The organism is Paraburkholderia strydomiana (genome assembly GCF_046030495.1).
Classification (GTDB): domain Bacteria; phylum Pseudomonadota; class Gammaproteobacteria; order Burkholderiales; family Burkholderiaceae; genus Paraburkholderia; species Paraburkholderia strydomiana_A.
Window position 1 is genome coordinate 85,321 of record NZ_JAQQCJ010000019.1, and the last position, 20,408, is coordinate 105,728.

Sequence of the window (20,408 nt, forward strand, 5' to 3'; positions counted from 1 at the left end):
AACCATAGGAAAATAATACTGCCGACAAGCCTCATGTTCCGTTAGGTTCCGCACCGACCTCGTCCGAAGATCCAATCGGACATTAAGTCATATTCGCATTGACGCTAACGGAAACAATTCCCGGATGGACTGCCAAATCGTCGTTAAAACTTGATACGCATAATAACCCGCAATCGGATTCACATTAAACACAGCTGTTTATGACGGCCATGTGCATTTCGCGATGAACATGGCGCAAAGAGGTGAATGCTTCCGGTAGGTTTGGAGCATGTGGCGCCCGCGCTCGTTGCCGGGTCGCGGGCCGAAGTCGGGAATGTGGGTCAGGCCAACGTCGCCAGCTGTACGCCGGCATCGTGCGAATGCGCGTTACTTCGCTCGGCAGGCGTAGATCAGATTGAGCGTGCCGCTCTGGGTGGACTGGCGGACCACGTCGAACGCGCCGCCGCAACTGGCACTGGCTTGCTGCGAGCAGGAATCGGAGCCGGCCGGGCATTGCACCAGCGTGGTGGCGCGGCCATCCGGCAGAAACAGCGGCGCGCTGCTGCTGCAACCGCTCAGCACGGCCATACCGCCGAGCGCCAGCGTGGCGCAGGCCCGGCGCGCGAAGGAGGAGAGATTGCGTTTCATTTGAAACCCCGGTCACGTCTTGTTTTTCGATCCCGCGATTGTGCCACGCGGCAATTACGCTGCGTCACCCGGCAACGCGGGACTTTTCAAACTTCGATGCCGTACGCCGCGATCTTCTTATAGAGCGTCGCGCGGCCCATGCCGATCTGGTTCGCGGTGTCGATCACGCGGCCGCCGTTGGCGCGCAAAGCGTCGCTCAGGAAGCGCTTTTCGAATGCGGCCATCGCGTCGCTCCACGAGGCCGGCGCGGGCGCGCCGGCCTCGGCATCCGGCGCCTGTGGCTGCGTCGGCGCGAGCACGCGGGAGACCGCGTCGGGCTCGTTGGAACGCTGCCCCCCGGCCTGGGCCGAACCGATGAACGGCGCCAGCGTCCGTGCGTCGATCCGCTCGCTGTCGGACAGCATCACGGCCCGCTCCAGCGTGTTGCGCAACTCGCGCACGTTACCCGGCCATTCATACGAACACAGCAAGCGCAACGCATCGTCCTGCAATTCGAAGTGGCCGCCGCTGCGTGTCTGCGTCGACAGATCCTCGAGCATCGTGTAAGCCAGCGCTTCGATGTCGGACGCCCGCTCGCGCAACGGCGGCGCATGGATCGTCAGCACGTTCAGCCGATAGAACAGGTCCGCGCGAAAACGTCCCGCCGCGACCAGCGCGGGCAGATCGGCCGAGGTGGCGGCGATGATCCGCACGTCGGCGCGCACGATCCGGTTCGAGCCGAGCGGCTCGAATTCCTTGTCCTGCAGCACCCGTAGCAGCTTGCCCTGCAGCGGCAACGGCATATCGCCGATTTCGTCGAGAAACAGCGTGCCGCCGTTCGAGAGTTCGAATTTGCCGACGCGCCCCTTGCGGTCCACGCCGGTATACGCGCCGGGCGCGGCGCCGAAAAATTCAACTTCGAGCAAGGTGTCGGGGATCGCCGCGACGTTGACCGTCACGAGCGGCTGATTCGCGCGTGCCGAGCCGCCGTGAATCGCATGCGCGAGGAGTTCCTTGCCCGTGCCGGTTTCGCCGAGCAGCAGCACCGGCGATTCGAGCTGCGCCGCGCGGCGCGCCCGGCGCTTCACTTCGAGACACGCCGCGCTGGTGCCGACGAAACTGCCGAATGTATAGCGCGCACGGCGCGCCTGCGCGAGCGATTTGCGCGTCGCGATCAGTTCTTCCTGGACGCGTGAGTAGTGGGAAAAGAGCGGCGTGAGCGCCTTCAGTTCATCGAACAACGCGAAGCCGACCGCGCCGACCGTTGCGCCCGCGTCGTCCTTGAGCGGCAAGCGCGTCACGACGAGCGGTTCGCGGTCCGTCTCCATGATGTCGAGCAGGATCGGCTTGCCCGTGTGGACGACCTCGCGCATCAGGCTGTTGGGGATCACCGCTTCGCAGTCGCGGCCGATCGCCTGCTGCGGGTCCGAGAAACCGAAGCGCGCCGCATAACGCTTGTTGATCCAGACGACGCGCGCGTCGGCGTCGACGATGAACGTGCCTTCGCTGAAGTTTTCGAACGTGCGAAAGAGCGACTCCATTGCCCGGCGCAGAACGTCGCCGTAGGTCGCAGGCAGGCCCGCCCAGTCATTCATCATGTTGTCGCTGTCTCCGGCTATCGTTTTAATTGTGGTTGTCTCAATTTGGAGACAAGCTTATCTCATCGAAGAGATCACCAGCAAGCCTGATTCATAAGGGTTTAACCTCAGTTCGACTGATCTTCAGCGGATTTGCGTCCCGTTTTGTAGACGTTTGGGTACAATCGGCGCGACCATGCTTTCCGCATCGGCCTGCGAAACCGACGCATCGGCCGGGGCCGTAGGTGTGGCACGGAACCTGCATTTTGCGGGCGCCGTGCCGACACACCGTCAGGATGGCTTATAGGTAGAACAACCAAGCTTTGGAGACTCAATGTCCTTTGTCATCGTCCTCGCCGCGCTGGCGTTTCTGATGTTTGCCGCGTATCGCGGCTACAGCGTCATTCTGTTCGCGCCAATCGCCGCGCTCGCCGCCGTTCTGGCGACCGAGCCCGCCGCCGTCGCGCCGGTTTTCACCGGCATCTTCATGGACAAGATGGTCGGCTTCGTGAAGCTGTACTTCCCGGTGTTCCTGCTCGGCGCCGTGTTCGGTAAGGTCATCGAACTGTCCGGTTTCTCGGAGTCGATCGTCGCGGCGGCCATCCGCTATATCGGCCGCTCGCGTGCCAATGCGGTGATCGTCGCGGTGTGCGCGCTGCTCACGTACGGCGGCGTGTCGCTGTTCGTGGTGGTGTTCGCGGTCTATCCGTTCGCGGCGGAGCTGTATCGCCAGAGCAATATTCCGAAGCGTCTGATGCCCGGCGCCATCGCACTCGGTGCGTTCTCGTTCACGATGGATTCGCTGCCGGGCACGCCGCAGATCCAGAACATCATCCCGACCACCTTCTTCAAGACCACTTCGTGGGCCGCGCCCACGCTCGGCGTGATCGGCTCTCTGTTCATCATCGTGGTCGGTCTCACGTATCTGGAATGGCGCCGCCGCGCCGCGATGGCGACGGGCGAAGGTTATGGCACGGAACTCGTCAATGAGCCGGAACGCGTCGAATCGAAGGAACTGCCGCATCCGTTGCTCGCCGTCGCGCCGCTGGTGGTGGTGGGCGTGGCGAACTTCCTGCTGACCCGCTGGATTCCCACCTGGTACGGCCCGACCTTCACGATCACGCCGGAGATCCTGCCGGGCCTTCATGCGCCGGTCGAAACCACGGTCAAGAGCCTGGTCGGCATCTGGGCCGTGCAGGGCGCGCTGCTGCTGGGCATCGTGATGGTCGTGGCCACGGCGTTCGGCCGCGTGAGCTCGCGCTTCGCAGTCGGCACCAAGGCCGCGGTGGCGGGCGCGTTGCTGGCGTCGTTGAACACCGCGTCGGAATACGGCTTCGGCGGCGTGATCGCGGCGTTGCCTGGCTTCCTCGTGGTGAGCGACGCCTTGAAGAGCATCCCCAATCCGCTCGTCAACGCGGCGGTTTCGGTAAGCACGCTCGCGGGTATCACGGGCTCGGCGTCGGGTGGCATGAGCATCGCGCTCGCAGCCATGTCCGACGTGTTCATCAAGGGCGCCGAAGCCGCGCATATTCCGCTGGAAGTGCTGCACCGCGTGGTCGCGATGGCGAGCGGCGGCATGGACACGCTGCCGCACAACGGCGCGGTGATCACGCTGCTGGCGGTCACGGGATTGACGCACCGCCAGTCGTATCGCGACATCTTCGCGGTCACGGTGATCAAGACGTTGGCCGTATTCTTCGTGATCGCGGTTTATTACGCGACCGGACTGGTTTGACGTCATGCGTCGCGCGGCGGCTGCCTGAGCCCATCGCTCAGCCACCCACGCGGCGCGCCACGGGGAGTTTTGGTCGGTTAGCGTAGCGTTTCGACAATCATCGATGCGCTACGCCGACCCTTCCCATGACCTCGAGCCCCACCTTCTGGATGATCCCGCAGGCCCCGACGCCCGTCGGGCCTTTCTCCCACGCCACCGAAGCCGACGGCTGGGTGTTCGTCACCGGCCAGATGCCGACCTCGCCCACCGACGACGATGCGCCCTTGCCGGACGGCGTCGTCGCGCAAACGCGGCGGGTGATGGACAACCTCGTGCTGGTGCTGCAAGGCCTCGACCTCGGCTTGCAGCACGTGGTCGCCGCGCGCATCTTTCTGACCGAGTTCAAGCGCGACTACGCGTCGATGAACGCGATCTACCGCGCCTACTTTCCTGCGGATGCGCTGCCCGCGCGGACTTGCATCGGCGTCACCGCGCTCGCGCGCGATGCGCTAGTTGAGATCGACTTCGTCGCGAAGCGGCCGGGCTGAGCTCGATGTGCGGCGGCCGGGTATGTCCGGGAGCGGTCGGCGACAACGCCGCCGCCCGTGAGCCGCACCCGGCGCGACACCCACTTCGCGTCCTGCCCCGCGAAGCCGCACTCGCGCTGGCCGTCGTTGCGCTGCTCGTTCGCGCCAGCGCTGGAAGCCGTCTCGGGCGAAGCGCGCGCCGATCCCGCCACGCCCCTTTCGCCGCCATTGTCGACAGCGACTTCGCCCCCCATCAAATTAACCCTGCATTAACGGCTTCAGGCTCCATAAACCTGAGTGGTTTAGTGGGAGACCCTCAAGCTCGCGGGGTTAATTGCCGTTACTCCTTGCACTCATGTCAGCACCGCGCCCACGCGCGTCAGCATCAGCAAGGAAAGCCATGCGCAACAATCAGCCTGTCACCGGGCACGAGTACGAATTCCCCTCATCCCACATGCTTGTGTCGGCGACCGATCTGGGCGGCCGCATCCAGTACTGCAATCCCGCTTTCATCGCCGTGTCCGGCTTTACGCGCGACGAGCTGATCGGCGAGCCGCACAATCTGATCCGCCATCCGGATATGCCGCGCGAAGCCTTCGCCGACATGTGGACGACGATCCGCGAAGGCCGTCCGTGGACCGCTCTCGTCAAGAACCGCCGCAAGAACGGCGATCACTACTGGGTTCGCGCCAACGTCACGCCGGTGGTCGAAAACGGCGCGGTGGTCGGCTACCTCAGCGTGCGCGTGAAGCCGGAGCGTGAAGCGGTGCGCGCCGCCGACACGTTGTATGCACGCATGCGCGCGGGCGAGGCACGCGGCGTGGCGTTGCGCCGGGGCGTGGTGGTGCGCACCGGCCTCGCCGGACGTTTGCAGGCGCTGATGCGTCTGCCGGTGGCGACACGCGCGGCGGCCGGCTACGCGCTCACACCGCTGGCATTGCTGCTGACCGGTCTCGCCGCATGGCAAGGCACGCCGCCCGCGCCCTTCTGGATCGCGTTCGGCGTCGCCACGGCGATCAGCGTCCTGTCGTGGCGCGTGCTGACACGCCAGCTCGCCGCGCCGATCGACGACATGTCGGGCTTCGCGACCCGCCTCGCCGCAGGCGACCTGACCGCCGATCTGCAGATCGCGCGTCACGACGATCTCGGCGACGTCCTGCAGGCGTTGAACCAACTGAAGGCGAATCTCGCGGCGATCGTCTACGACGTGCGCGCGCAGATCACCGGCATGCTCGACAATGCGCGTGAAATCTCCAGCGGCAACGTCGACCTCGCGCGCCGCACCGAGTTGCAGGCGGCGTCGCTCGAAGAGACCGCCGCCACCATGGACGAGTTGACCACCACCGTGCAAGCCAACGCCGACGCCAGCGGACGCGCGCTCGACCTGGCGCGCGACGCCCAGGCGGCGGCGGCCGAAGGCGGCAGGATCGCAGGCCAGGTCGAGCAGACCATGGCCGGCATCACCGAGGCGTCGCGGCGCATCGCGGACATCACCGGCGTGATCGACGGCATCGCGTTCCAGACCAACATCCTCGCGCTGAACGCCGCCGTCGAAGCGGCGCGTGCGGGCGAAGCGGGCCGCTCGTTCGCGGTCGTCGCGGGCGAAGTGCGGATGCTGGCGCAACGGTGCGCGGCGTCGTCGAAGGAAATCAAGTCGGTGGTCGAGGCGAGCGCGAGCGAAGTGGCCGCGGGCACGGAACTGGTCGCGCGCACCACCTCGCAGATGCGCGCGATCGACGAGGCGGTGGGCCGCGTGTCGTCGATCATCGTCGAAGTCGCCAACGCGAGCAGCGAACAGGCCGAGGGGATTCGCCAGGTCAATCAGGCGGTCTCGCATCTGGACGGCGCCACCCAGCAGAACGCGGCGCTCGTCGAGCAGGCGGCGGCTACCGCGCAACGTCTCGCGGAACAGGCCGACGTGCTCGATGAAGCGGTGCGTCTGTTCACGGTCGCCGAGGCCGCGTCCACGCCGCGCGCCGCGAGCGCGACACGCCGGGGCGATGCGGCCGACGCTGCGAGCCGCGTGGCGTCGGGCGTCACGCGCCACGCCATGCCTGGCACTCAGGCAAACGCGCTCGACGTCGAGCGCGAAGAAGCGGCATTGGTCTGATAGATCGGCGTTACTCCCACCTCGACAGCCTACTATTGGCGCGTGAGGATGACATCGTCAGCACCCATCGTTGCAAGGGCAGGCTGACCCGAGTAACAACGGCGTTTAGTGGCCCGCCCCATTCCGGACGGGCTATTTTTTTGCGCGCCGGTTGGGTCGTCGAGGCGTGTTGAAGTGCCCGCGATGCGCCGTCACCCGCTCGACGCGGCGACTGAACGGTGAGGAAATACGGGAGTCGCGCGGGACTTGCCACGCGCCGATGCTCCGCTCACACTGGAGTTCGCCCTACGACGATTTCCATCACAGGAGACCGACGTGACTTCTTCCGACCCGGCACACGCCAATCCGCTCGCCGCGCATTTTGCCGCGATGGCGCGCAACAACGCGTGGTCGAATCTGCGCCTCTACCGCGCCTGCCGCAGCTTGACCGACGAAGCGTTCGCCGAGCGCAGGGTGAGCTTTTTCCCGTCGCTGCAACTCACGCTGAATCACATTCTGCTGGTGGACCGGTATTACTTCGACGCCTTGATCGACGGCGGCGAAGGGCTCACCATTTTCGACAACGAATTGCCCTATCCGCGCGCAGCCGACCTGTTCGATGCACAAGCGCGGAGCGATCAGCGGCTGCTCGTCTTCTGCGAGTCGCTCGTCGATGACGATCTGCAACGCAACGTGCGGATCGACCGCGGCCCATCGGTGGGCATCCAGCATGAGACCATCGGGGGCGTGCTGCCGCATCTGTTTGTCCATCAGATCCATCATCGCGGGCAAGTGCATGCGATGCTGAGCGGCACCCCGGCCGCACCGCCGCAACTCGACGAGTTTTTTCTCGCCGCCGACGCCCCGCTGCGCGCCGCCGAGCTGGACGAACTGCAGCGGCTGCGCGGGCCGCGCTAGCCTGCCCGGCTTTAACCGGCTCGTGCGTCAGCAGCATGACAGTCAGGGAGAAGGATCGCACCGCCACGGGGCATGAAAAATGCATCCGTCGTGGCGGTGAGTCGCGTTAAACTGAACACCACGCTTGGCTGTCACGGCATGCGCTGTCCGGCGAACCGCGCCAGGCAACACGCTGCGGCATCCCGGCGATGCAGGCAGGCGCGCGAGCCGCCACGCAAGCGTGACCATCGCGCGACAGACGGCGCGCCACCCTGCCCGTACAATGGCTCGATCAACAACGGAACAAGGACAACCTCGATGCGCATCACCGGGTCCTCCGGGTCAATGGCCCTGCTCACCGAATACGACGACGCAACGGCTCGCGAACTCCGCTCGCTGCGCCTCGAATCGACAGAAGACGGCAAAGGCATTCTTCTGGTCGAGGTCGACGAGCGCAAGCCGGGCATACACCGCGAAGTGCGCTACGAAATCACGCCGGCCGAGCTGATTGCCGCGATCCGCGCCCATGGCGCCGAATTGCCGGGCGAACAGCACAACCATCGTCAATGAACTGATGTGCGCGGCATGGCGCTCGTTCGCGCGTGCCGCGTGTTGCCTGTTGTTGTAGCCGGTTCACCAGCCGGGAATAAATGCGGGTGTGTCCGGAGTCGAGGCTCGCCCACGTTCGGCGACATTGATCCGCGCCTTGGCTCGAAAGCGAGCCTCGCTCTTTTCTCATTGTTCTGCTCGCGCCGCTAATCCGCGCGCTAAACCATCGGCACGCCGCCGGGGCGCAATCCATACCCGGATATCGGGCAAATTTTCAAGCCGTTTGCACGTCTTGAAAATGCGTCCATAATCCTTGCATTCAGCTTTGCTTTCCTTTACTGCGCCGCGCCCGCAAGGGTCGCGGATGTAAGTCGATGCTACATGATCTCGTCGAGCAATATGGGCCGGCGCTCGTCTTCGCCAACGTGCTGGCCGCCTCTATTGGGCTGCCGGTGCCGGCGATGCCGTCGCTCGTGCTGTTCGGCGCGATGGCGGCGATGCATCCGGGCTCGGTGGGTACGCAAATACTGCCGGTGCTGATTCTGTCGATATTCGCTACGCTGATCGGCGACAGCGCGTGGTATCTCGCCGGCCGCATCTACGGCGGCAACACGCTGAAGACCATCTGCCGCCTGTCGCTCTCGCGTGACACCTGCGTGAAGAAGACCGAGCGCTTTTTCGGCCGCTGGGGCGTGCGCGTGCTGGCCGTGGCCAAGTTCGTGCCGGGCCTGTCGATCGTGTCGATTCCGATGGCCGGCGCAATGGGCACGCGCTACCGCACCTTTCTCACTTACGACAGCATCGGCGCCGCCTTGTGGTCCGGCACGGGGCTGATCATCGGCGCGTTATTCGCGCGGCAGATCGACATGCTCTTCGTGATCGCCGGGCGGCTCGGGCGCACGGCGGCGCTCGTCGCCGTCGTGCTGCTGCTGACGTACGCGGCTTACCGGTGGATCCGGCGCCGTCAGCTGATTTCAAAGCTCGCGTCCGCGCGCATCGAAGTCGACGAACTCGCCAAACTGTTCGCGGCGGGCAAGATGCCGGTGCTGTTCGACATCCGTTCGCATGAGAAGCGCAAGCTCGACCCGTTTGTCATTCCCGGCTCGAAATTCGCGGATGAGCGGCAACTCGACGAGATCGTCGCGACCTATCCGCACGACCAGAAACTGGTGATCTACTGTTCCTGCCCGAACGAGATTTCCGCGGCATGGATGGCCAAGCAACTCAACGAGGCCGGCTTCTCGGATGTGCTGCCGCTGCGCGGCGGCATGGAAGCCTGGCGCGATTCGGGCAAGCCGGTCGAAGCGCTGCGCGACATGCCGCCACCCGAAGTGGCGATCGACGACATCGAACCGAAGGCCGTCTAGCCCGGTTCGACAGCGAGCGCCCCCGCCTTGGCGCGGCGGCGCACCGCGGCGCCTCCCGTTCGCTCTATCAATGAACACCGAAGGAGCGGTTCAATGCTTTCGATTCAGGAAGTTCCGACTCAAGACGTTGAAGGACAACAAGCGGTAGTCGCCGATGCGCCGTTTTCGTCGCTCTCGACGCGCATGCACCAGATGTTCCCCCAACTCACCTGCGCGGAAATCGACCGCCTGCGCCGGTTCGGCGAGATCGGCCACTGGAGGGCCGGCGAACTGATGTTCGAGACCGGCCACACCGGCCCCGGCATGTTCGTCCTGCTCGAAGGACGCGTGAAGGTCTATCAGCGCGACGGCATCGGGCGCGAAGTGGTGATCGGCGAACATGGTCCGGGGCATTTTCTTGCCGAGGTCGGTCAGTTGTCGGGACGGCCCGCACTGGTGAACGGCCTCGCACTCGTTTGCGTCGAAGCGTTGCTGATTCCGCCTCAGGGGCTGCGTGCGCTGCTCGTCGCCGAGGCCGAACTCGGCGAGCGCATCATGCGCGCGCTGATCCTGCGGCGCGTGTCGCTGATCGAAAAGGGCGCGGGCGGGCCGATCCTGATCGGCAACAGCAGCGACGCGCGGCTCGTGATGCTGCAAGGTTTTCTGTCGCGCAACGGTCATCCGCATTCGGTGATCGACGAACGCGACGAAGACGCGTTGCGCCTGATCGAGCAATTCGCCGCGCAGCGGGAAGACATGCCCCTCGTGATCTGTCCGGACGGCTCGGTGCTGCGTCATCCGAGCATGCCGGAACTCGCCACTTGCCTCGGCCTGCTGCCCGACCTCGACGACTCGCATGTCTACGACGTCGCGATCGTCGGCGCCGGGCCGGCGGGTTTGGCGACCGCGGTGTATGCGGCGTCGGAAGGCCTGTCGGTGATCGTGCTGGACAGCCGCGCGCCCGGCGGCCAAGCCGGCGCCAGCTCGCGGATCGAAAACTACCTGGGCTTTCCGACCGGCATCTCCGGGCAGGCGCTCGCGGGCCGCGCGTTCGTGCAGGCGCAGAAGTTCGGCGCGCATGTCGCGATTCCGGTCCACGTGAAGGCGCTCGATTGCGCCCAGTCGCCGTATCGGCTGGAACTGAAGTGCGGCGGGCATATCACCGCGCGCACGATCGTGATCGCGAGCGGCGCGGTTTACCGGCGGCCGGCGCTCGATGGTCTCGACCGCTTCGACGGCCGCGGCGTCTACTACTGGGCGTCACCGGTCGAAGCCAAGCTCTGCAAGCGCCAGGAAGTCGTGCTCGTGGGCGGCGGCAATTCGGCCGGCCAGGCGATCGTCTATCTGGCGACGCACGCGGCCAAGGTCCACGTGCTGATCCGCCGAAGCGGTTTTGAAGCCACCATGTCGCGCTATCTGATCGATCGCATCCGCTCGCTGCCGAATGTGTTCGTGCATCCGAATTCGGAGATCGGCCGGCTCGAAGCGGACGAAAGCGGGCTGGCCTCGGTCGGCCTGAAGAAGCCGCTGCCCGACGGTGTCGATCACTTCGACACCCGGCATCTGTTCCTCTTCACCGGCGCCGATCCGAACACCGACTGGCTGCGCACCTGCGGCGTGCAACTCGACACCAAGGGCTTCGTGCTGACCGGCACCGGCGCGGATGGAGCGGCGACGAGCTGCGATCTCGGGACGACGGTCGAAGGCGTGTACGCGATCGGCGACGCGCGCGCCGGCTCGACCAAGCGGGTCGCGGCGGCGGTCGGGGAAGGCGCGGCCGTGGTCGCGCAAATCCATCAGCTGCTGGCGGTGTCCGCCGCTGAAGCGGTCGCGCTGGGCGCCTGAGCCGAGCAACCCGCCGGGCCTTCACGCCGTCAGGCGTGCGAGGCTGCGGCGGGTAACCTGCTGTTACACACGTGTTCAACTCGTTGCACCTGTGCCTCTCCCCATTTCGTAAGATGGATGTCAGCCGTTCGACAGAGAATGGCCGGCTCTTTCGATATGGAGATTCGCATGATCAAACGCGCGATCGTATTCGCCGCCTTCGGCCTGACCGCCGCCTGCGCATCGACTGCCGCGCTGGCGCGGGTGGACGTCGGCGTGTTCGTCAATACGCCTGGCCCGGTGTATGCCGCGCCGCCCGTCATGTATGCACCGCCGCCGGTCGTCTACGCGCCGCAGCCGGTCTACGGGTACGGCTACCGGGACGATTACTATCGCGGCCGCGGCTGGCATCACGACCACGGCCGCCATCGCGGCTGGGAGCGGCATCACGGGCACGGCTGGTAAGGTCGGCAGGCGCTGCGCGGTTCGCGCCCGCTCCGATTCATCCTCAGTATTCACGCTACAGTAGCGGCTGCTGATCCAGGCCGGGCCGCCCGCCCGCTCCCTTCGCAGTCACACTGACCAACGCCCGCGTGAAGACTCTGCCGCTCTCCGCAGCCCGCACCCTCCATCTGGCCGCGCAAGGTTTGCTGACGCCACCGCGTCGCAAGGCCGTCAAGGCCGATGTGCTCGACACGATCCGCCGCATGGCGCAATTGCAGATCGACACGATTCACGTGGTCGCGCGCAGCCCCTATCTCGTGCTGTTCAGCCGGCTCGGCGCGTATCCGCCGCAATGGCTCGACGAACATCTCGCCGAAGGCAAACTGTTCGAGTACTGGTCGCACGAGGCCTGTTTCGTGCCGATCGAAGATTACGGGCTGCTGCGTCATCGCATGCTCGATCCGAGCGGCATGGGCTGGAAATACGCCGCCGAGTGGCACGAGCAGCATCGGGGGGACATCGAGACGCTGCTCGCGCAGATCCGCGCGACGGGTCCGGTGCGCTCGGCGGATTTCGTCCGCGAGACGGGAACGAGTAACGGCTGGTGGGACTGGAAGCCGGAGAAGCGTCATCTGGAAGTGCTGTTCGCGATCGGCCAGCTGATGGTCGCGGAGCGCCGCAATTTCCATCGCGTCTACGACCTGACCGAGCGCGTGTTGCCGGGTTGGGATGACGCCCGCGATCTGCCGCCGGCCCACAGCGTCACCACCGAAGTGCTGCGCCGTACCTGCCGCGCGCTCGGCGTCGCGCGTGCCGATTGGGTTGCCGATTACTACCGGCTGCCGCGCCGTCCCTATCGTGACGAGTTGCATGCGCTCGCCGACGCGGGCGAACTGATCCCAGTGCAAGTGGAAGGCTGGAAACAGGACACGTTCGTCCATCGTGACTTCGCGCCGCTGCTCGACGACGCGGCGAGCGGCAAGCTCGCATCGACGGTCACGACGGCGCTGTCACCGTTCGATCCGGTGGTGTGGGATCGTAAGCGCGCCGCCGCGCTGTTCGATTTCGACTATGTGATCGAATGCTATACGCCCGCCGCGAAACGCAAATACGGCTACTTCGTGTTGCCGCTGCTGAGCCGGGGCCGTCTGGTCGGTCGCGTGGATGCAAAGGCGCATCGGGCTCAGGGCATCTTCGAACTGAAGTCGCTGCATATCGAACCGGGCGTGCGTCTGAGCGCCCGTCTTGCGGGCGATCTGCGCCGCGCGCTGCAACGTTGCGCGGAGTGGCACGGCACCCCGCAACTTGCTATCACCTCGGCGCCGCCGGATTGGCTCGAAGCATTGAGCGCCGACAGCGATGCAAAAGCGTGACCCCACCGCGGCGCGAACGCACGCTCAATGCAGCGCCGCCCACGCGAGCGACAGCGAAAACACGCCCAGCACGATCGACGCGCCGCGCTGCATCTTCACCGGATCGAGCCACAGCTTGCCGCTGCCGAGCGCCGCGCCGAACGCGATCCACGCGAGCGCGATCGGCACCGCGAGGCACACGAACGTCAGCATCGCGAGAACATAGGCAGGCATCTGCGTGAAGGCGATGGGCGGAAAGATCGTGCCCGCGAACAGCAGGGCTTTCGGATTGAGCAACGTCGCCACGAACAGCATGCGCATGCCGCTCGTGCGTTGCGGCGACTCGGGCAACGCAACTGCCGCACGCCACATATCGACGGCGAGGTAGGCGATGTAGAGGCCAGCCGCCACACGCAGCAGCGACGGCAACCACGGCAGCGCATGCGACGCGTGCGCGAGAAAGCGTCCCCATGCGGAAATCGACACGAGATAGCCCGCGAGTTCGCCGGCAATCAGCGGCAAGGAGGGTCGCACGCCGTGACGCAAACCGGCCGCGGCCAGTAGCGTGTTGGTGGGCCCCGGCGTGATCAGGACGACGATGATACCGACGGCCAGCAGCGCGAATGCAGTCGCAGGGAACATGGGAGAGGCGCAATGGCGGAAACAGCGCACCTTTTTATCACAGAAGACAGGATCGCTGGGGAGCGGTGCAACGCGTGGACATGCCGCCGTCCGCGATCATCGCGTGCCACGGCGGCGCCCTCTGCTTCAGCGATCCAGCTTCGCGCGCAATTCGCGAGCGGCTTCCAGCAGCCCTTCGTAACCCGAACGCGCGTGCTCCGGCAGATCGGGATCGCCCACCAACGTGCCGAGCGTTTCGATCAGGCTGTACAGAATGCCTCTCGCCGCGCCCGAGGCAATGCCGCCGGACGATACCTGCTGATCCACGTGACTGAGCGCTGCATCGAGGCTGTCGAGGTCGGGCCGGTTGCCAGTGGGCGGCGGCTCAGGCGAAGCGTCTTGAGTCATGATGGAACATCGCTCCAGTTGATGCGTCGGTGAAGATACGTCGGTGAACACGCCATCCTTTCAAGTCGTTATATACCGATCGCGCGCCGCCGTCTATTCGTGATCGGGCCGAGCGCGATCCACGTCAAGGCGTCCATCGATACATCAGGATTTTCGCGCGGGCGTCGTCTTCCAGCAGGACCACGTACTCGCCGTTCTCGCGCTGCGCCGCGCTGATGCCGAGATAGACGTCCACCCAGCCGCTCGTGTTGCCGACGCTCGCGCCCGGCGTCATGTAGCCGACCACCTGGCCCGTGCGTGCGTCGTACACATCGACCTTCGCCGTGTACAGCTCCGCGACGAAGATGTAATTGCCCGCCACCGCGACGCCGACCGTGGTCGTCTGCGGATTGCTTTGGGTATTCCACGGCAGCGAGATCGCGTACTGTTGCGTCGGCGTGCCGGAACTCCAGTTGTCGTAGCGCGCGAGCACCGGGCCCGCTTCCTTCCAATGTGTCGCGTCCCACGGAATCGCGCTCGTGAAACCGGACAGGTACATCGTGTCGGTTTCCGCGACATACACGAGCCGCGCAAGCCGCGTGAACGGCTGCGGCATCGCGAACATCTTCGAACTCGCGTAGGTGTAGACCGGATTGCCGGCGGCGTCGAAGCCTTGCAACGGCATCTCGCGGATGCCGCTCAACGGCGTGGCGAGCCAGACGTTGCCTGGTGTGTCGACCCACCAGAAGCCATTGCCGACCGTGCTGCCGGTCGATGGATTGCTGCTGATCTCGCTGGTATCGACAGTGCCGTTGCCATTGCTGTCGCGCCACAGCCATTCGCCGTAAGTCGGCTGCCCGGCGGGCCACGCGCCCGGCTGCGGATTCTGCGCGAGCAGGCCGGATGGGATCGCCATTTCGCCATGCGCCGCATCGAAGCGATAGACGTTCAGGTAATGCGCGCCAGGATCGAGCGTGTAGAGAAACGGCTTGCCGTTGATCCGGCGCACCATCGGCTCGCCGCGCACCCCGCGCGGCTGGTGGAATGCGGGGTCGCCGGGATAGTCGAAGCGGTCGAGCGTAAAGGCCGCGTACGACCATTCGCGGCCGGTGGGCTGGTGGTAGTCGAGCGTGAAGCGCTTCGAGCCCGTATAGACGGAGTTCGGCGTGGCCGGATCGAACGCGGCGCTATCGACGAACGTCAGCCCGTAGAGCCGCCAGTTGAACACACGCGAGTTGAACACGTAGCTTTCGAGCACCGCGCCTTGTCCAACCGACGTCGAGCCAATCGCGCGCGGCCCCTCGCCGTTCTGCGCGACGTAGAGATTGCCCGCCGGATCGACACCGATACCCGTGATGCCGTTGAAACGCATGTTGCCCGGCACGCCCTTCACGGCGTGAAACAGACCGTTGCGCGTGCCGATCGCCGCGCCGGCTTGCGGCTGACCGTTGGCGTCCTTGTTGAAGACGAGAATCTGCTGCAACGGCCCGTTGTCGGCGACGAGAATCTGTCCTGACGGCGTCACCGTGATGTCGGTCGGCACCGTCCCTGCCGGCAGCGTCAACGCGCTGGCGAGCGCGGCGCCATTGGCCGTGTAGTGGACGATAGTTAGGTTTCCGGAGGAAACACCGCTCAGCACCCATAACGTCGAATCGGTGTCCACGGCGATGCGTCCCGGCGAGGGCACGCTCCACGAGCGCAAAGGCTGCATCGACGCCGCGTCGTACACCACGATCCGGTTGCCGTAGGTGTCGGCCACGTACAGTTCGGTGTCGGTGGCGGCGAGGCCGCGGATGCTCGCGTCGGTGCCCGTTGTCACCGTTTGCACCGGTAGGAAACTGTTCTTCGTCGCATTCGCGCTATTGCCGATGCCGCCGCTGAACGGCGTGCCGGTCGCCAGATTCGCAAGCGTGCGGCGCGTGATGCCATACCAGGTCTGATTGGCCGGCGGATAGTCCGCGCCGACGAGCGTGTTGCTCTGGTTGCCGATCGACATCGCCGCATACAGGTACGTGTGGTTCACCGCGACCGCGTCGCCGCCGGCCGCGCCCCAGCCGTGCGTCGAACCGGCCACCGCAAGTTTGTCGCCCGCGCGGTAGGCGGCGATTTCGCTGCCGCTCTCATCCCAGAGGGAATTGGTATAAACGGTGCCGTCGGCGCCGACGCTAATGGCCTGAATATCCTGCTGCATCCATTTGCCATCGCCAAAACCAAAGCTATTGCCGATCCATGAAGTGGTGTAGTTCAGTTGCGATTGCGCGGACGCGTTCACGGGAATAAGGCTATGGAATAAGACCACGACCATGCCCAGGCAAGAGAGGAGTTTCACGACGGTATTTCCTTGCGAGACACGAAACGCGCACGGCAGGCACAAAAGACGCGGTTTCGCAGATATACGCAGCGGCCGGCCAATGCGCATATGTCAATAATGACGTTTTATATTCGCATATAAAAAGCGCAAATAAATTCTAAAAAATATTTATAGACCTTTATTCACCCCAATTAATACGATACGCATAGGATTACGTCGTAATAACTTGCTATATATAACTTTCGCGTGCAAATGCAATCGCCGCATCGACCGCAGATGCGGCGGCAATTACATAGTGGTGTGCTAAGGAGTCGCCTCGATGGCCTGGACGAGCGCGGCGGCTCTTGAGGAATGAGCGGGCCTTCGCTTCTTCGACCAAGCAAAGGCCCGCGTGCAACGTTACTGCGTTACTGCTCGAGTTGCGTTACGAATGTGCGGCAGCCGCTTCCGCTGCGGCGACGGCAGGCGAGACGATCGCCGGTTGTCCCGTCTGGCGACGCGACCGTCCGGAGCTCAGATAGTCCGCGATCGAATCCTGCGTGACTTCGCCGACATAGCGGCCGTCACCATCCAGAACCGGCATCCACGACGAATTGAACTGATACATCTTCGACAGCACGATGCGCAAATGCTCATCGGCACTGACCGTCGCCTTGAACGGCGTGAGATGATCGCCGCACACGCCTTGCCCCGCGCGCGCCGCGCGGCGCGTCACGTAGCCGAGCGCCTGCCGGTTATCGTCGACGATGGTCAGATAGCGGTTGTCGCTGTCATCCATCATCTGGAAGGCGCGTGCCACCGGCATGTCGGCGCGAGCCGTTTCCGGCTGCGTGGCGGCGTCGCCGGCCTTCACCAGCAACAGGCGCTTCAATGTGCTGTCCTGTCCGACGAACGCGCCGACGAACTCATCATGCGGATGCGCGAGCAGCGTATCCGGATGATCGTACTGCACCAGCTGCCCCCGGCGGAACACCGCGACACGATCGCCGAGCTTGATCGCCTCGTCGATGTCGTGGCTCACCATGATCACCGTCTTTTTCAGTTGACGCTGCATCTGGAAGAACTCGTTCTGAATCGACTCGCGATTGATCGGGTCGACCGCGCCGAACGGTTCGTCCATCAGCAGCACCGGCGGATCGGCGGCCAGCGCGCGGATCACGCCGATGCGCTGCTGCTGCCCACCCGACAATTCGCGCGGATAGCGCTTCAGGTACTGCTTCGGATCGAGCGCGACCATCGACATCAGTTCCACGGCCCGCTCGCGGCAGCGCTTCTTGTCCCAGCCGAGCAGACGCGGCACGACCGTGATGTTCTCCTCGATCGTCATGTTCGGGAACAGGCCGATCTGCTGGATCACATAGCCGATGTGGCGGCGCAATTCGACCTCGTTCAGACCGGAAGTGTCTTCGCCGTTGATCAGCACGCGGCCCGAAGTCGGCGCGATCAGACGGTTGATCATTTTCAGGGTCGTGGTCTTGCCGCAACCCGACGGGCCGAGAAACACGCAGATTTCCCCTTCGCCGACCGTCAGGCTCACCGAGTCGACAGCCTTGACCTGCTGGCCGTCCTTCTGCGTAAACGTCTTTGTCAGTTTGTCGAGTTCGATCATGTCTTTTGCACTCCCTTCGGTGTCAGCAGGCGTTGCAGCGCTTGCAGCAGCAGGTCGGCGACGATCGCGAGCAAGCTCACGAGCACCGCGCCCACCAACAGTTTCATCATGTTGCTCTGGCCGATCGCGCGGATGATCAGCGTGCCGAGGCCGCCCGCGCCGATCACCGCGGCAATCGTCATCACGCCGATGTTCATCACCACGGCCGTCCTCACGCCGCCGAGAATCACCGGCACCGCGAGCGGCAGATCGACAAGGCGCAACCGTTGCCACACGGTCATGCCGATACCGATGCCGGCCTCCTTGATGCCCGCGTCGACGTTGCGCAGCGCGAGGTAGGTATTGCGCATGATCGGCAGCAGTGAATAGAGGAACACGGCGGTGATCGCCGGCACGGCGCCGATGCCCTGGCCGAAGCGCGAAAACACCGGAATCATCAAACCGAACAGTGCGATCGACGGCAAGGTCAGCACCACGGTGGCAATGCTCAGCAACGGCGCGGCAAGCCACTCGTGCCGGTTGATCAGGATCCCCAACGGAACCCCGACGACGATCGCGCAGCCCACCGCGATCCCCACCAGCCACACGTGTTGCGCGGTCAGTTGCAGCAGTTCAGGCCAATTGGCCGATAGATAGTCGAATACAGTCATAAAAGGTCTCCGCTCAGGGCAGCTTGTGCGTGCGCAGGAATTCCGCCGCGACTTCACGCACCGGCTTGCCGTCGATGTCGACCTGCTTGTTCATCTCGAGCATGACGTCGTTGTTCAGCGCGTTGGACAGCGCGTTCAACTGCGTCGCGAGTTGCGGGTTCTGGTCGAGGATCGCTTTGCGCACCACCGGCGTGGCGTTGTACGCGGGGAAGTAGTGGCGATCGTCTTCGAGCGGCATGATGTTGAAGCCCTTCACGCGGCCGTCTGTCGTGTAGATCAGACCGATCGGCACCTGGTTGTTATGCAGCGCGGTGTAGACGAGGCCCGGGTCCATCTGGCGCGTTTCCGCGCGGCTGAACGCCATGCCGTAGGCCGCTTCGAGCGGCTTCAGCCCATCCGGACGGTTGGCGAACTCCGCGTCCATCGCGAACACGTGCTTCTTCTTCGGCTCCGCCGCGAGCTTCGCGGCAAGCTGCGAAATCGTGCGGATGCCGGTTTGCTGCGCCAGTTCCTGCGGCAGGCCGAGCGCATACGTGTTGTTCAGCGGCGAAGCATCGAGCCAGATCAGGCCGCGTTTCGCGTCGAGCTCTTTCACGCGCTCGTACATCGTCTTCGGATCGAGCTTCTCGGTGATCTTGTTGTAGACGATGGCCGCCGTGCCGGTGTATTCCCACACCACGTCGACCTGCCCGTTTTCCTGCGCGCTGCGCAACAGCGTGCTGCCAAGGCCGGTGCGCGCATCGATCGTGTAGCCCTTCGATTGCAGGTATTGCGAGGTGATCTCGGTAAGAACGTACTGCTCAGTGAAATTTTTTCCACCGATCACGAGCGTCGCCGCGCTCGCCTGAAGGCTCGCGACGAGCAGTGCGCCCGCTGCGATCCAGCGGCTGCGTGTGAACAGATTGATCATGCCGCCACCCCACGTCGCGCGAGCAAATAGCGGCTGCCGGCCGACACGATGCCGTCCAGTACCAGCGCGAGAATCGCGGTCGCCGCGGCGCCGAGCAAAAGCTGCTGCTGATTGTTCAGATAAATGCCGGGGAAAATCAGCGTGCCGAGACTGTCCGCGCCGATCAGATACGCGAGCGGCGCGCTGCCCACGTTGATCGCGAGCGCCGTGCGCACACCGCCGATGATGATGGGCATCGCATTCGGCAACTCGACGCGCACGAGCGACTGCCAACCCGTCATGCCGATGCCGCGCGCCGCCTCGCGCAACGCGGGCGAAACGTTCTTCATGCCTTCATACGCATTGCGCGTGATCGGCAGCAAGGAGGCGAGGAACAGCGCGACGAGCGCCGGAATATCGCCGATACCGAAGATGCCGAGCGCGATGGCCAGCACCGCCAACGACGGAATCGTGTTGCCGATGTTGAAGATCTGCATGAAGCGCTCAGCGTGACGCGCGAACGACGGACGGCTCAACAAGATGCCGGCAGGTATGCCGACGAGCAATGCGAGGGCCATCGAGTAGCCGACCAGCAGCAGGTGCCGTTTCGTGTAGTAGACGAGATCGGGCGCGTACTGGTGCAGGGCGCTGGGGTCGATCGCACGGCACAGCAACGCGACGACAATGCCGATGGCTACGAGACTGCCGATCAGTCTGGCAGGACGATGAATCATGAAGATGCGCCTCCTTGTTCGGGCGACGCGCGCAAATAGCCGCGCCGCACAGGCGCCGTGACGACGCTGCGAATGGGAAGTTCGGGACGCGGCAGGTGCCGCGAATTGAACCGAGTGGTGCCGGGCGTGGGTTGGTTGCCCGGCGCGAGGGTGTTGGGCGGTGAACTGCTTAGTGACCTCGGTGGCTAGCCAGTAGCAAAACTGGCGCCAGATCCATCGATGAGGTGGACGGCGGCGCTGAGCCGCTTGTCCGAAGGGGTGTGAGCCCTCTTTGGAAGACCG

At 64.6% G+C, this 20,408-nt stretch carries 18 protein-coding genes; 9 read left to right on the forward strand and 9 right to left on the reverse strand.

Annotated features, from left to right (window positions below; translation table 11 throughout):
• Nucleotides 1-366 precede the first annotated feature (366 nt).
• The gene (locus PQQ53_RS23875) at nucleotides 367-627 is read right to left on the reverse strand and encodes a hypothetical protein (protein ID WP_408141802.1); all 261 of its coding nucleotides are present in this window, start codon (nucleotides 625-627) and stop codon (nucleotides 367-369) included.
• 86 nt (nucleotides 628-713) lie between these two features.
• The gene (locus PQQ53_RS23880; protein WP_408154542.1) at nucleotides 714-2,204 is read right to left on the reverse strand and encodes a sigma-54 interaction domain-containing protein; all 1,491 of its coding nucleotides are present in this window, start codon (nucleotides 2,202-2,204) and stop codon (nucleotides 714-716) included.
• 313 nt (nucleotides 2,205-2,517) lie between these two features.
• Between PQQ53_RS23880 and PQQ53_RS23885 the strand changes: the two genes are divergently transcribed.
• The 9 genes from PQQ53_RS23885 (at nucleotide 2,518) to PQQ53_RS23925 (ending at nucleotide 12,946) form a co-directional block, all read left to right on the forward strand.
• On the forward strand, nucleotides 2,518-3,918 hold the full coding sequence (locus tag PQQ53_RS23885; protein WP_408141804.1) for a GntP family permease: 1,401 nt from the start codon (nucleotides 2,518-2,520) through the stop codon (nucleotides 3,916-3,918).
• A 125-nt stretch (nucleotides 3,919-4,043) separates the two neighbouring features.
• Nucleotides 4,044-4,445 (forward strand): RidA family protein, encoded by a 402-nt coding sequence (locus PQQ53_RS23890; RefSeq protein ID WP_121320060.1) that lies wholly within the window; start codon nucleotides 4,044-4,046, stop codon nucleotides 4,443-4,445.
• A 379-nt stretch (nucleotides 4,446-4,824) separates the two neighbouring features.
• The gene (locus PQQ53_RS23895; RefSeq protein ID WP_408326639.1) at nucleotides 4,825-6,534 is read left to right on the forward strand and encodes a methyl-accepting chemotaxis protein; all 1,710 of its coding nucleotides are present in this window, start codon (nucleotides 4,825-4,827) and stop codon (nucleotides 6,532-6,534) included.
• 369 nt (nucleotides 6,535-6,903) lie between these two features.
• Complete coding sequence (locus PQQ53_RS23900) at nucleotides 6,904-7,431, forward strand: DinB family protein (protein WP_408326710.1); 528 nt, start codon at nucleotides 6,904-6,906, stop codon at nucleotides 7,429-7,431.
• Nucleotides 7,432-7,728: 297 nt separating this feature from the next.
• A complete protein-coding gene (locus PQQ53_RS23905; protein ID WP_121320058.1) occupies nucleotides 7,729-7,980 on the forward strand; it encodes a hypothetical protein in 252 nt (83 codons plus the stop codon).
• Nucleotides 7,981-8,333: 353 nt separating this feature from the next.
• Nucleotides 8,334-9,326: a DedA family protein/thiosulfate sulfurtransferase GlpE gene (locus tag PQQ53_RS23910; protein WP_408141809.1), complete on the forward strand. Its 993-nt coding sequence runs from the start codon at nucleotides 8,334-8,336 to the stop codon at nucleotides 9,324-9,326.
• A gap of 93 nt (nucleotides 9,327-9,419) precedes the next feature.
• The gene (locus tag PQQ53_RS23915) at nucleotides 9,420-11,150 is read left to right on the forward strand and encodes an FAD-dependent oxidoreductase (RefSeq protein ID WP_408154544.1); all 1,731 of its coding nucleotides are present in this window, start codon (nucleotides 9,420-9,422) and stop codon (nucleotides 11,148-11,150) included.
• A gap of 168 nt (nucleotides 11,151-11,318) precedes the next feature.
• Nucleotides 11,319-11,594 (forward strand): hypothetical protein, encoded by a 276-nt coding sequence (locus PQQ53_RS23920; protein WP_408141813.1) that lies wholly within the window; start codon nucleotides 11,319-11,321, stop codon nucleotides 11,592-11,594.
• A 128-nt stretch (nucleotides 11,595-11,722) separates the two neighbouring features.
• Nucleotides 11,723-12,946, forward strand: coding sequence for a winged helix-turn-helix domain-containing protein (locus PQQ53_RS23925; RefSeq protein WP_408326642.1), 1,224 nt, complete (start codon nucleotides 11,723-11,725; stop codon nucleotides 12,944-12,946).
• 24 nt (nucleotides 12,947-12,970) lie between these two features.
• On the opposite strand, the gene PQQ53_RS23930 is transcribed toward PQQ53_RS23925, so the two are convergent.
• The 7 genes from PQQ53_RS23930 to PQQ53_RS23960 all read right to left on the reverse strand — a co-directional run bounded on the left by PQQ53_RS23930 (nucleotide 12,971) and on the right by PQQ53_RS23960 (nucleotide 20,126).
• Nucleotides 12,971-13,567 carry a LysE family translocator gene (locus tag PQQ53_RS23930; RefSeq protein ID WP_408141817.1) on the reverse strand — a complete coding sequence of 199 codons (597 nt, stop codon included), beginning with the start codon at nucleotides 13,565-13,567 and terminating at the stop codon, nucleotides 12,971-12,973.
• A gap of 126 nt (nucleotides 13,568-13,693) precedes the next feature.
• Nucleotides 13,694-13,954, reverse strand: coding sequence for a hypothetical protein (locus PQQ53_RS23935; RefSeq protein WP_408141818.1), 261 nt, complete (start codon nucleotides 13,952-13,954; stop codon nucleotides 13,694-13,696).
• 124 nt (nucleotides 13,955-14,078) lie between these two features.
• Complete coding sequence (locus PQQ53_RS23940; RefSeq protein ID WP_408326712.1) at nucleotides 14,079-16,238, reverse strand: NHL repeat-containing protein; 2,160 nt, start codon at nucleotides 16,236-16,238, stop codon at nucleotides 14,079-14,081.
• Between the two features lie 430 nt (nucleotides 16,239-16,668).
• Nucleotides 16,669-17,853 (reverse strand): osmoprotectant ABC transporter ATP-binding protein OsmV, encoded by a 1,185-nt coding sequence (locus PQQ53_RS23945; RefSeq protein ID WP_408141820.1) that lies wholly within the window; start codon nucleotides 17,851-17,853, stop codon nucleotides 16,669-16,671.
• A complete protein-coding gene (locus PQQ53_RS23950; protein ID WP_121320045.1) occupies nucleotides 17,850-18,503 on the reverse strand; it encodes an ABC transporter permease in 654 nt (217 codons plus the stop codon). The genes PQQ53_RS23945 and PQQ53_RS23950 overlap by 4 nt, the downstream gene beginning before the upstream one ends.
• A 13-nt stretch (nucleotides 18,504-18,516) precedes the next feature.
• A complete protein-coding gene (locus PQQ53_RS23955) occupies nucleotides 18,517-19,413 on the reverse strand; it encodes a glycine betaine ABC transporter substrate-binding protein (protein WP_408326645.1) in 897 nt (298 codons plus the stop codon).
• Entirely contained in the window at nucleotides 19,410-20,126 is a 717-nt protein-coding gene (locus PQQ53_RS23960) for an ABC transporter permease (protein WP_408326648.1), read from the reverse strand. The genes PQQ53_RS23955 and PQQ53_RS23960 overlap by 4 nt, the downstream gene beginning before the upstream one ends.
• Nucleotides 20,127-20,408: the final 282 nt, after the last annotated feature.